General features: G+C 68.6%; 11 protein-coding genes. 5 read left to right on the forward strand and 6 right to left on the reverse strand.

From position 1 onward, the window contains the following. Nucleotides 1-172: 172 nt before the first annotated feature. From IE325_RS05545 to IE325_RS05555, 3 genes are all read right to left on the reverse strand, one after another. On the reverse strand, nucleotides 173-748 hold the full coding sequence (locus tag IE325_RS05545; protein WP_062724311.1) for a TerD family protein: 576 nt from the start codon (nucleotides 746-748) through the stop codon (nucleotides 173-175). A 113-nt stretch (nucleotides 749-861) separates the two neighbouring features. Continuing rightward, nucleotides 862-1,320 carry a peroxiredoxin gene (locus IE325_RS05550; RefSeq protein ID WP_190068583.1) on the reverse strand — a complete coding sequence of 153 codons (459 nt, stop codon included), beginning with the start codon at nucleotides 1,318-1,320 and terminating at the stop codon, nucleotides 862-864. 116 nt (nucleotides 1,321-1,436) lie between these two features. Beyond that, a complete protein-coding gene (locus IE325_RS05555; protein WP_190068584.1) occupies nucleotides 1,437-1,871 on the reverse strand; it encodes a DUF3052 domain-containing protein in 435 nt (144 codons plus the stop codon). A gap of 364 nt (nucleotides 1,872-2,235) precedes the next feature. Here IE325_RS05555 and aceE point away from each other — a divergent pair, with 364 nt between their 5' ends. Continuing rightward, complete coding sequence (gene aceE, locus IE325_RS05560; RefSeq protein ID WP_190068585.1) at nucleotides 2,236-4,983, forward strand: pyruvate dehydrogenase (acetyl-transferring), homodimeric type; 2,748 nt, start codon at nucleotides 2,236-2,238, stop codon at nucleotides 4,981-4,983. Nucleotides 4,984-5,070: 87 nt separating this feature from the next. Beyond that, nucleotides 5,071-5,913, forward strand: coding sequence for a potassium channel family protein (locus tag IE325_RS05565; RefSeq protein WP_190068586.1), 843 nt, complete (start codon nucleotides 5,071-5,073; stop codon nucleotides 5,911-5,913). 242 nt (nucleotides 5,914-6,155) lie between these two features. Here the strand turns inward: IE325_RS05565 and IE325_RS05570 are convergent, their stop codons facing one another. Then, nucleotides 6,156-7,775 (reverse strand): MFS transporter, encoded by a 1,620-nt coding sequence (locus IE325_RS05570; RefSeq protein ID WP_190068587.1) that lies wholly within the window; start codon nucleotides 7,773-7,775, stop codon nucleotides 6,156-6,158. 67 nt (nucleotides 7,776-7,842) lie between these two features. On the opposite strand from IE325_RS05570, the gene IE325_RS05575 reads away from it, so the two are divergent. The 3 genes from IE325_RS05575 to IE325_RS05585 all read left to right on the forward strand — a co-directional run bounded on the left by IE325_RS05575 (nucleotide 7,843) and on the right by IE325_RS05585 (nucleotide 10,704). Next, the gene (locus tag IE325_RS05575; RefSeq protein WP_190068588.1) at nucleotides 7,843-8,469 is read left to right on the forward strand and encodes a TetR family transcriptional regulator; all 627 of its coding nucleotides are present in this window, start codon (nucleotides 7,843-7,845) and stop codon (nucleotides 8,467-8,469) included. A gap of 93 nt (nucleotides 8,470-8,562) precedes the next feature. Further along, nucleotides 8,563-9,780: an alpha/beta hydrolase gene (locus IE325_RS05580; protein WP_190068589.1), complete on the forward strand. Its 1,218-nt coding sequence runs from the start codon at nucleotides 8,563-8,565 to the stop codon at nucleotides 9,778-9,780. A 57-nt stretch (nucleotides 9,781-9,837) separates the two neighbouring features. After that, a complete protein-coding gene (locus IE325_RS05585) occupies nucleotides 9,838-10,704 on the forward strand; it encodes a DUF4429 domain-containing protein (RefSeq protein WP_190069192.1) in 867 nt (288 codons plus the stop codon). A 9-nt stretch (nucleotides 10,705-10,713) separates the two neighbouring features. On the opposite strand, the gene IE325_RS05590 is transcribed toward IE325_RS05585, so the two are convergent. Both IE325_RS05590 and IE325_RS05595 read right to left on the reverse strand, forming a co-directional pair. Continuing rightward, nucleotides 10,714-11,736 carry an aldo/keto reductase gene (locus IE325_RS05590; RefSeq protein WP_190068590.1) on the reverse strand — a complete coding sequence of 341 codons (1,023 nt, stop codon included), beginning with the start codon at nucleotides 11,734-11,736 and terminating at the stop codon, nucleotides 10,714-10,716. After that, nucleotides 11,733-12,206, reverse strand: a complete 474-nt coding sequence (locus IE325_RS05595) for a MerR family transcriptional regulator (protein WP_187284505.1) — start codon at nucleotides 12,204-12,206, stop codon at nucleotides 11,733-11,735. Before IE325_RS05595 ends, IE325_RS05590 begins: the two co-directional genes overlap by 4 nt. Between the last annotated feature and the right edge of the window lie 87 nt (nucleotides 12,207-12,293).

The raw sequence follows: 12,293 nt of genomic DNA on the forward strand, positions 1-12,293 counted from the left end.
CTTGCGGTCCTGTCTTTCGGCTCAGCCCGGGGCCTCGGGATCGGGCTGATCCGAAAGACAGGCCCGGTGATGCTCTTCTCTGGTTGTCCTGCGCAGCCGGCGCCGCACCCAAACGGTGCGGCGCCGGACTCGGCCAGTGGTGTCCTGGACTCTCACGCCACGACGGGGAACGTCAGACGTTCACACCGAAGTCCTGCGCGATGCCGCGCAGGCCGGACGCGTAGCCCTGGCCGATGGCGCGGAACTTCCACTCCGCGCCATGCCGGTACAGCTCGCCGAAGACCATCGCGGTCTCGGTGGAGGCGTCCTCCGAGAGGTCGTAGCGCGCGATCTCGGTGCCGCCGGCCTGGTTGACGACGCGGATGAAGGCGTTGCGCACCTGGCCGAAGGACTGCTGGCGGTTCTCGGCGTCGTAGATCGAGACCGGGAAGACGATCTTCTCCACGTCGGCGGGGACGCCCGCGAGGTTGATCTTGATCTGCTCGTCGTCGCCCTCGCCCTCACCGGTGAGGTTGTCGCCGGTGTGCTCGACAGAGCCGTCGGCGCTCTTGAGGTTGTTGAAGAAGACGAAGTTCGCGTCGCTGCCGACCTTGCCTTCCGGGTTCAGCAGCAGCGCGCTGGCGTCCAGGTCGAAGTCGGTGCCGGTCGTGGTGCGGATGTCCCACCCCAGACCGACGATGACCGCAGTGAGGCCCGGGGCCTCCTTGCTCAGTGATACGTTGCCGCCCTTGCTGAGGCTGACTCCCACGAGTCCTCCATTGGTGTCCAGGGGCGGGGAGCCCCGCCGTGCGTTTGATATCGGATCAACGAGTCGATCCTAGTAACGGGTTCCCGTGGCTCGCATGCCTTGGTACCGAAGAATCAGAGGGTGTCGAGCGCCTTGACGTACTCGCCCAGGTCTCGCGCGTCCGGCAGGGCGTTGACGACGGTCCAGCGGACGACGCCCTCCTTGTCGATGACGAAGGTGCCGCGCACCGCGCAGCCCTTGTCCTCGGCGAAGACACCGTAGGCGCGGCTGACCTCGCCGTGCGGCCAGAAGTCGCTGAGCAGCGGGTACTCCAGACCCTCCTGCTCGGCGAAGACGCGCAGGGTGTGGATGGAGTCGTTGGAGACGGCGAGCACCTGCGTGTCGCGGTCGGCGAACTTCGGCAGGTTGTCGCGGACCTCGCACAGCTCGCCGGTGCACACGCCGGTGAAGGCGAAGGGGTAGAAGAGCAGGACGACGTTCTTGGAGCCGCGGAAGTCGGAGAGCTTCACGGTGGCGCCGTGGTTGTCCTTGAGCTCGAAGTCGGGGGCCTTGTCGCCGACCTGGATCGCCATCTTCGTGGATGTCCCTTCGGTGGGGGCTGTTCGGGTGGCACCCACCCTATGCAGCGACCCCCCGGGCCCGTGCACGAGGCCGGGCCGGGAAGCCCGGCCCGGCCTCGTCACCGGTTCTACTTCTTGGACTTCGCGGCCTTGGGCGTCACCAGCCGGCTGCCGCTCCAGTCCTTGCCGACGCTGACGCTCTTGGACGCCGACAGCCCAGCCGTGGTCGCGGCTTCAGAGATGTCGCTGGGCTCCACGTAGCCGTCACGGCCGGTCTTCGGCGTGAGCAGCAGGATGGCACCGCCCTCTTCGATGTACGTGGTGGCATCCACCAGCGCATCCGTCAGGTCGCCGTCCTCGTCGCGGAACCACAGCACCGCGGCATCGGCGACGTCGTCGTAGTCCTCGTCCACGAGCTCTGTGCCGGTGACTGACTCAATGGCCTCGCGGAGTTCCTGGTCTACGTCGTCGTCGTAGCCGATCTCCTGGACCACCTGCTCGGGCTGGAACCCCAGCCTCTCGGCAAGGGTCCGTTCCTCCGCGTGGTCCGCGGTCGCGCTCACGGGTTGCCTCCTGATCATGTCTTGGGAATAACTCAGCCACGCGCGTGCGCGAAGCATTGGCCGTAGTCCACACGGGCGGGGCGGATCGCGCAAGTACCCGGCCGTTCAGACCGCCGAAACGGTGACGATCCTGAACGTGTCACCGCAACTCCAGGCACACCCTCATGGTCTCAAGGTGACGCGCACCACACCAATCTGCCCCCTTTGTGCGTTTGGGAACCATCAGGGAACCATCCCTGGGCGCTCCACCGTTGATCAGACGCCGGTTACCTCACAGTAGAGATGACGTTTGGCGCCCCGAGGTACACGATGGGGAGCGGTGCAGACACCCAGAAATACGGCCCTCTGACAGGTAAGGAACAGCGTGGCTTCCGGATCAGATCGCAACCCGATCATCATTGGCGGCCTTCCGAGTCAGGTTCCTGACTTCGATCCCGAGGAAACCCAGGAGTGGCTCGACTCCCTCGACGCCGCGGTGGACGAGCGCGGCCGGGAGCGGGCCCGCTATCTGATGCTGCGGCTGATCGAGCGGGCCCGCGAGAAGCGCGTGGCCGTGCCGGAGATGCGCAGCACGGACTACGTCAACACGATCGCCACCAAGGACGAGCCGTTCTTCCCGGGCAACGAGGAGATCGAGCGCAAGATCCTCAACGCGACGCGGTGGAACGCCGCGGTGATGGTGTCCAGGGCCCAGCGCCCCGGCATCGGCGTCGGCGGTCACATCGCGACCTTCGCCTCCTCCGCCTCGCTCTACGACGTGGGCTTCAACCACTTCTTCCGCGGCAAGGACGAGGGCGACGGCGGCGACCAGGTCTTCTTCCAGGGCCACGCCTCCCCGGGCATCTACGCGCGCGCGTTCCTGCTCGACCGCCTCAGCGAGCAGAACCTGGACGCGTTCCGCCAGGAGAAGTCGAAGGCGCCGTACGGCCTGTCGAGCTACCCGCACCCGCGGCTGATGCCGGACTTCTGGGAGTTCCCGACGGTGTCGATGGGCCTCGGCCCGATCGGCGCGATCTACCAGGCGCGGATGAACCGCTACATGGAGGCGCGCGGTATCGCGGATACCTCCAAGTCGCAGGTGTGGGCGTTCCTCGGCGACGGCGAGATGGACGAGCCGGAGTCGCTGGGCCAGCTGTCCATCGCCGCGCGCGAGGGCCTGGACAACCTCACCTTCGTCGTCAACTGCAACCTGCAGCGCCTGGACGGGCCGGTGCGGGGCAACGGCAAGGTCATCCAGGAGCTGGAGTCGATCTTCCGCGGCGCCGGCTGGAACGTCATCAAGCTGATCTGGGACCGCACCTGGGACCCGCTGCTCGCGCAGGACCGCGACGGCGTCCTGGTCAACCGGATGAACACCACGCCGGACGGCCAGTTCCAGACGTACGCCACCGAGACCGGCGCCTACATCCGCGACCACTTCTTCGGCGACGACCAGCGGCTGCGCGCCATGGTCGAGGGCATGACCGACGACCAGATCCTGCACCTGGGCCGCGGCGGTCACGACCACCGGAAGGTCTTCGCGGCGTTCTCGGCGGCCAAGGCGCACAAGGGCCAGCCGACGGTGATCCTGGCCAAGACGATCAAGGGCTGGACGCTCGGTCCCAACTTCGAGGGCCGCAACGCCACGCACCAGATGAAGAAGCTGACGGTCGACGACCTCAAGCGCTTCCGCGACCGGCTGCACCTGCCGATCGCCGACAAGGACCTGGAGAGCGGGGCGCCGCCGTACTACCACCCGGGGCGCGACTCCGAGGAGATCCAGTACATGCACGACCGCCGCAAGGGACTCGGCGGTTACGTCCCGACGCGCGTCGTGCGCTCCAAGCCGCTCGCCCTGCCGGACGACAAGACGTACGCGACCGTGAAGAAGGGCTCGGGCCACCAGTCCATCGCGACGACCATGGCCTTCGTGCGCCTGCTGAAAGACCTCATGCGGGACAAGGAACTCGGCCGCCGCTTCGTGCTGATCGCGCCGGACGAGTACCGCACCTTCGGCATGGACTCATTCTTCCCGAGCGCGAAGATCTACAACCCGCTCGGCCAGCAGTACGAGTCGGTGGACCGCGATCTGCTCCTCGCCTACAAGGAGTCTCCGCAGGGCCAGATGCTGCACGACGGCATCTCGGAGGCGGGCTGCACGGCGTCGCTGATCGCGGCGGGTTCGGCGTACGCGACCCACGGCGAGCCGCTCATCCCGGTCTACGTCTTCTACTCGATGTTCGGTTTCCAGCGCACCGGTGATCAGTTCTGGCAGATGTCGGACCAGCTGGCGCGCGGTTTCGTGCTGGGCGCGACCGCCGGCCGTACGACCCTGACCGGTGAGGGCCTTCAGCACGCGGACGGCCACTCGCAGCTGCTCGCCTCGACGAACCCGGGCTGTGTCGCCTACGACCCGGCGTACTCGTACGAGATCGCGCACATCGTGCAGGACGGTCTGCGCCGCATGTACGGCGGCGACGCCGAACACCCCCACGGCGAGGACGTCTTCTACTACCTCACCGTCTACAACGAGCCGATCCAGCACCCGGCCGAGCCGGAGAACGTGGACGTCGAGGGCATCCTCAAGGGCATCCACCGCCTCGGCGAAGGCCCCTCGGGCTCCATCCCCGCGCAGATCATGGCGTCCGGCGTGGCCGTCCCCTGGGCCGTCGAGGCGCAGAAGATCCTCGCCGAGGAGTGGAACGTCAAGGCGGACGTCTGGTCGGCGACCTCCTGGAACGAGCTGCGGCGCGAGGCCGTGGAGTGCGAGCGGCACAACCTGCTGCACCCGGAGGAGGAGCAGCGGGTGCCGTGGGTGACGCGGAAGCTGAACGGCGCGGAGGGCCCGTTCGTGGCCGTTTCCGACTGGATGCGATCGGTTCCGGACCAGATCGCGCGGTGGGTGCCCGGGACGTACCAGTCACTGGGCGCCGACGGCTTCGGCTTCGCCGACACCCGTGGCGCGGCCCGGCGCTTCTTCCACATCGACGCGCAGTCGATCGTGGTGGCGGTGCTGACCGAGCTGGCGAAGGAGGGCAAGGTGGACCGGTCGGTGCTGAAGCAGGCGATCGACCGTTACCAGCTGCTCGATGTGTCGGCGGCGGATCCGGGCGCGGCGGGCGGCGACGCGTAGCGCACCGGCGTCAACGGCTCGATGGGGTGGTGTGTCCGTGGGTGACCTGCGGGCACACCGCCCCTTCACATTTCCTACGATGCGCCCATGAAGCAAGCGGTGGCGCAAGTCCGTTGGGAACGGCATACCCAGCGGCCCCTGTTCGGTCTGGCCCTGGCGTTCGCCGTGGCCTATGCGGTGCCGATCGTCCAGCCGGACGCGAGCCGAGCCGTGGTGGACGTGTGTCTCGCGGTGGAGTGGGTGGTGTGGGGGGCGTTCGCGCTGGACTACGTCGTCCGGCTGGCGCTCACCAGGGACAGGCGGTTGTTCGTACGGACGCATTGGCTGGACCTGTGCGCGGTGCTGCTGCCGCTGCTGCAGCCGCTACGGCTGCTGCGGCTGGTGTCGACGCTGCTGCTCGTCGGGCAACGGGCCCGGATGGCCTCGCAGGTGCGGCTGACGACCTATGTCGCCGGGTCGGTGGTCGGGCTGCTGATGTTCGGCTCGCTGGCCGTGCTGTCCGTCGAACGGAACTCGCCCAACGGGAACATCAAGACGCTGGGTGACGCGGTGTGGTGGTCGTTCACGACGATGACGACGGTCGGGTACGGCGATCACGCGCCGACCACCGGGGTGGGGCGGATGCTCGCGGTGGGGCTGATGCTGTCCGGGATCGCGCTGCTGGGTGTGGTGACCGCGAACATCGCCGCGTGGTTCATATCGCGCTTCGAGATGGACGACGTGGAGGAGCGTCGGCAGACGGAGGCGATTCGGGTGCTGACGGAGGAGGTACGGGCCCTTCGGGCGGAGGTGGCGGAGTTGTCGGGGGAACGGGTGGGGGCTGGCACCGGGTGGGTCGCGCAGCCCGGCGCTGACGGGGTGCCGCCTGCGCCCACCCGTGCCGCCCCAGGCGGCACGCATGCCCGCAGCTTCGCTGATGAGCAGACTTGAGCGTGCCTGCGCGACCAGCCACAACGAACCCGCAGCCGAACACGAACCGCACCCCCTACGGCGCCCCCCCGCCCCCCGGCGGAGCCGCGACGCGCCATCCCCCTCCGGCGGCGCGCCGCAGGCCCCGGCTTGACCCACTGTGACCTGCGGCGAATGCACGACGGGAGGGATCTTCGGCCCTGTCACCCTGATAGGGGAACTGGGCCCTCGGATCCCTCCCGCCACAACGAACCTGGCGCGCGTCAGATGTGCGCCGCGCCCGCTCCCGCCTCCGCGTTCTCGCCCCGCTTGGTGAGGAACGCGACGCCGACGGCCACGACCGCCACCCCCGCGGCGACGAGGGACGCGAGGCTCATGCCCGAGATGAACGTGTCGTGCGCGACGTCCGTGATCTTTGTGACGACGGCCTCCGGCGTACCCGGCGCCACCGGCGCCACGCCCACCTGAACCGCCTCGGAGGCCTGGGCCTCCTGCGCCGCGGTCAGCGGCGGAAGCCCCGCGGACGTCCAGTTGCCCGCGAGATCGCTGTCGACCTTGGACGCCATGACGGCACCCAGCACGGCCGTACCCAGGCTGCCGCCGATCTGCATCGCGGCCTGCTGGAGACCGCCGGCCACACCGGACAGCTCCATGGGCGCGTTGCCGACGATGACCTCGGTGGCGCCGACCATGACCGGCGCGAGGCCGAGGCCGAGGAGGGCGAACCAGACCGACATGATGGCGCTGCCGGTGTCCGTATCCAGCGTGGACATGCCATACATGGCGATCGCGGTGAGGGCCATGCCGCCGGCCAGCGGGACCCGCGGTCCGAACTTGGTGATCATCGCGCCCGCGAGCGGGGAGCCGACGATCATCATGCCGGTGAGCGGGAGGAGGTGCAGACCCGCGTCGATCGGGCTCATCCCGTGGACGTTCTGGAGGTAGAACGTCACGAAGAACAGGCCGCCCATGAACGCGATGGCCATCAGGACCATCAGCACGACACCCGCCGACAGCGGGATCGAGCGGAACAGGGCCAGCGGGATCAGCGGCTCCCTCACCCTCGTCTCCCAGAACGCGAAGACCACGAAGCCCAGCACCGAACCGGCTATGAACAGCCATGTCTTGCCGTCGGCCCAGCCCCACTCGGGCGCCTTGATCAGCGCCCAGACCAGGCAGAACATGGCGCCAGACAGCAGGCCGATGCCGAGGATGTCGAAGGAGCGCGGCGCGTTCTCCGCGCGGTGGTCGAGCAGGATCATGACGCCGAGGACTACGGCGAGGATGCCGACCGGCACGTTGATGAAGAACACCGACTGCCAGTTGACGTGCTCGACGAGGACACCGCCGAGGATCGGGCCGCCGGCGGTCGAGGCGCCGATGACCATGCCCCAGATGCCGATGGCCATGTTGAGCTTCTCGGCCGGGAAGGTCGCCCGCAGCAGGCCGAGCGCGGCCGGCATCAGCAGCGCGCCGAACAGGCCCTGGAAGACACGGAACGTGACCACGGCGGCGATGCTGCTGGACAGGCCGATCGCACCGGACGCGGCGGCGAAGCCGACCACGCCGATCAGGAAGGTCTGGCGGTGCCCGAACCGGTCGCCGAGCTTGCCGGCGGTGATCAGGGCGACCGCGAGCGCGAGGAAGTAGCCGTTGGTGATCCACTGCACCTGGGCGAAGGTGGCGCCGAGGTCCTTCTGGATGGCCGGGTTGGCGATGGCCACGATGGTGCCGTCGAGGGCCACCATCATGACCCCGACCGCGACGGTGATGAGCGTGAACCAGGGGTGGCCGCGCAGCCCCTTGGCCGGTGTCGCGTCCGACGGGACTACTGGCGCGTCGCCCCCCGACCCCGTCTTGTCGATGGTGGTCTGACTAGTCATACTTCCGAAGGCTAATGACAGCCACTGACAATTGACAAACCAATTCACAAGTCGGTAACTGACACCTATGGAAACACTGCGCGAACGCAAGAAACAGCGCACCCGGGACGCGCTGGTGCGAACCGCGCTGGAGCTCTTCACCACCCAGGGCTACGACCGGACCACCGTCGACGACATCGCCGAGGCCGTGGACGTCTCGCAGCGCACCTTCTTCCGCTATTTCGCGGGCAAGGAGGAGGCCGCGCTCGCGATGGAGGACATGACGGTGGCGCACTTCGTGGAGACGGTGCGCGGGCGCCCGCCGCACGAGGCCCCGATGGAGGCGCTGCGGCAGTCCGTCCTGGAGGGCTGGGACACGCTCCACGACGTGATCGAGTCCGTCGTGCCTGTCGAGCTGTATCTGCGCATGTACCAGGTGATGGAATCCACACCGGTGCTGCTCGCCGCGCATCTGCGCAAGTCGGTGGAGATCGAGGAGACGATCGCCCATATCCTGGCCGAGCGCGAGGGAGTCGACCTTGACACCGATCCCCGACCGCGCCTGACGGTGGCGGTGTTCGGCGGTGTCATGCGACTGACGGAGCGTCAGTGGAGCGCCGACGGGGACTACAGCCTGGACGCCATGCGGGCACTGGTCGTCTCACATCTCGAACAGTTGGGACCCGCACTCAGCGAGAGCTGGCGAACACACTGAGGTCATGGGCGTGTTCACACGGGCGTGATCGAAACGTGATACCTGTCACTTGGTTAACGCGAGACCCTCCCGTTCTCCTAGTGTGTCCTCCCAGTGACTTCCTTCGATACCTCCCCGCAATTGAACGTCTGGCGCGCTCTGCTGGCGCTGGCCGTGGTGTTCGTGATGCTGGCGACCACCGGTTGGACCGCCCTGCGCCATCACCGCGGTGCCACTCCGCTCCAGGCGTCGATCAGCGCCTGGGAGCACGGCAGCATCGCCGGACACCGGCTGCCGGCCGCGGACTCCTCCCCCGCCAGGCTCGCCCGGTTCTTCACCTCGCTCGACGACCGCCAGCGCGCCGTCCTCGCCCACCGCTACCCGCTCGCGGTCGGCAACATGAACGGCGCCCCCGTCGAGCTGCGCTACCGGGCCAACCGTGTCGCGCTCGACGAGGCGCGCGAGGTCGAACGCAAACGCATGCACGACACCCGGCTCACGCCCGACGGGCAACGCGAGGCGGGCCGCCGTATGCATCGCTTCGAGTCGATGATGCGGACGGACCGGCACATCCTGGCCTTCGACCCGGAGGGCTCCGGGCGGGCGGCCGAGGTGTTCGGTGATCTGAGCGGGGCCGAGCGGATCTCGGTCGTCGTCCCCGGCGTCGACACCGATCTGCTCACCTTCCAGCGCACCAACCGCAAGTACTCCGCACCGGTCGGCATGGCCGAGTCCCTGTACGCGGCCGAGCGCGCGGCCGACCCCACGACGCGTACGGCCGTGATCGCCTGGGCCGACTACACCTCGCCGAACGGCCTCGGCATCGACTCGGCGACGGCGATGCGGGCCGCGGAAGGCGCCGTACGTCTGAACGCGCTGCTGCGGGCCCTGCCCGGCGGCTCCCCCATCTCTCTCTTCTGCCACAGCTACGGCTCGGTGCTGTGCGGTGTGGCCGCGTCCGAGCTGCCCGCGCGGGTGGCCGACATAGCGGTGGCCGGCAGTCCCGGGATGCGGGTCGAGAAGGCCTCCCAGCTGGGCACGTCCGCACGCGTGTGGGCGATGCGGGACGCCGACGACTGGGTGCAGGACGTGCCGTATCTGGAGGTCGGCGGGCTCGGGCACGGTGAGGACCCGGTGTCGTCGGTGTTCGGGGCGCGGGTGCTGTCGGCGCGGGAGGCGAAGGGGCACGGCGGCTATTTCGAGCCGGGCACGGACAGCGTGGCCAACTTCGCCGAGATCGGGGTTGGCGCGTACGGGTCGGTGCGCTGTGCCGACGATGCCGGGGCCTGTCGGGCGGGTTTGTCCGACAGCGCGTCGGCCGGACGCGCGTAGAGGCGCAGGAATTGCGGTGTGCGAGAGGTGGCGACGGAGGAGCACGTGCCGCATACGATGAGCCGCATGGGTGACGTACTGGCCGGATTTCATGCCGCCTGGGAGTTCGAGTCCGACTCCGTGCTCATCCGTTACGAACGGGGGATTCGAACACCTAAGCTCTTCCAGGCGCTCGGGGAGCGCCGTGTGCCCCTTGAGGCGATCGGCGGGGTGACGCTGACGCAGGGCAAGCGCGGGACCGTGGTGCTGCGCCTGGAGCTGCGGCCCGGTGCCGATCCGCTGCTGGAGGCGGCGGCCGGGCAGCTGAAGGAGAGCGGTGATCCGTATCGGCTGGTGCTGCCGGCGGAGCGGGACGTTCTCGCCGAGTACTACGCCGACGAGCTGCGGGCGCGGCTGAACGGGTCCGGGGCAGTCGATGAGTTCCTGATGGGCGCGCCCGATGTGCCGATGCAGTTCAAGGCGTACGACGCGAAGGCGTCCTTCGACGGGCGTGTCGTCCGGTTCCGGTGGTTCTGGACGGGGGCGTCGTCGGCGAAGTGGAAGGCCGGGGACCAGAACTTCCCGGTGGCCGAGCTCAGCGGGGTGGAGTGGCGGTCGCCGGAGGTGTTCGAGGGGCATCTACGGCTGCTGCGGCGGGACTTGGCCGATACGGACGCACAGCCCGCGCAGGCCGATCAGGATCCGGCGACCGTGGTGTTCGGGCTGGGGTACGGGCCGGTGCACGAGTCGCTGCCGTTCGCTGCGGCTGTTCTCTCGGCGGTTCGGGAGAGCGGGCCCGTCGCCGCTGTGCCGGCCAGGGCGCCGAGGCGCGACCCGGCCGACATCGCGGAGAGGATCCGGCATCTGGGGGAGCTGCATGAGGCCGGGTTGGTCACGGACGAGGAGTTCTCGTCCAAGAAGGCGGAGTTGTTGTCGGAGTTGTAGGGGTTTGCCCTACTCCCTGCCTGCGGATGCGAAGGACATGTCCGCGTAGCGGGTACCGGCGACCTTGCTCGCGATCGGCTCCAGCAGCGCCAGTTCCTGCTCCGTCAGGACAATCCTCGTCGCCGCCGTGTTCTCCTCCACCCTCTTCGGCCTGCGAGTGCCCGGGATCGGGACGATCGGGAGGTTGTGGACCGATGCCTGCTGCTGGACCCACGCCAGGGCGATCTGGCCCAGGCTCGCGCCATGCGACTCGGCGACCGTGCGGATCGGGTCGAGGAGGGCGGCGTTGACCGCGGCGTTCTCTCCCGTGTAGCGGGGCTGTTGGCGGCGGAAGTCGCCGTCGGTCAGATCCTCGGCCTTGGCGAAGGAGCCGGTGAGGAAGCCACGGCCCAGCGGGGAGTACGGGACGAGGGTCACGCCCAGTTCGCGGGCGGCCGGGACCACGTTCGCCTCGATGTCCCGGCTGAACAGGGACCACTCGGACTGCACGGCCGCGATCGGGTGCACGGCGTGCGCGTCACGCAGCTCGCGGGCCGTCACCTCGCTCAGGCCCAGATGCTTGACCTTGCCCTCGCTGACCAGCTCGGCCATGACACCGACGGTCTCCTCGATGGGGACGTCCACGTCCCGGCGGTGCATGTAGTAGAGGTCGATCGCCTCGACGTCCAGGCGCTTCAGGCTCGCCTCGATGCACTGCCGTATATAGGGCGTGTCGTTGCGGATGATGCGCTTGGTCGGGTCGTCGGGGTGGATCGCGAGACCGAACTTGGTGGCGATGACCACGTCATCCCGGTGCGCCTTGAAGAACGGGGAGAGGAACCGCTCGTTCTCGCCGGCGCCGTACGCGTCCGCCGTGTCGTAGAGCGTGACGCCCAGTTCCAGGGCCCGCTCCAGGGTCGCCCTGGACTCGTCCGCGTCCGAGGGGCCGTACGCGAAGCTCATGCCCATGCAGCCGAGGCCCTGGACACCGACCTCGGGGCCGTGCGTGCCGAGTCGTGCGGTGGCGATCCTGCTGATGCTGCCGTCCGTCATCCAGCCTTCTCCGTCTTCTCCTGCTCGTACAGACGCCCTGCGTCCGCGTAGAAACTGATCTTCCGGTCGAGCACGGCGAGCGTGTCCTGGAGCTCGGCGATCCGGGCGAGGACGTCGCGCCGGGTCGTCTCCAGCAGCTCGAAACGCTCACCGAAGGTGTGGTCGCCCTCGCGCACCAGCTCGGCGTACCGGACCATGTCGGCGACGGGCATGCCGGTCAGCCGCAGCTTGCCGACGAGGTCGAGCCAGTCCAGGTCCCGGTTGCTGTAGCGGCGCTGGCCCGTGTGCGAGCGGTCGACGTGCGGCATGAGGCCGATCCGCTCGTACCAGCGCAGGGTGTGGGCCGTCAGTCCGGTGAAGGCGACGACCTCGCTGATCGTGTAGCTGTCCTGGCCTGCCGGGCGCCGGTGCGGATGGGGCGGGGCGGCACAGCTGTCGGTCCTGGTACTCGTGCTCTCCATCACCGTCATGACCTCAACGCTATGGCCTTGGAGTGCGCTCCAAGCAAGCGGAAACGGTAAGAAAACCACGGGACGTGGCTCGAGGGGCGGAGTGCC

Source organism: Streptomyces lanatus, assembly GCF_014655715.1.
In the GTDB taxonomy this organism is placed as follows: domain Bacteria; phylum Actinomycetota; class Actinomycetes; order Streptomycetales; family Streptomycetaceae; genus Streptomyces; species Streptomyces lanatus.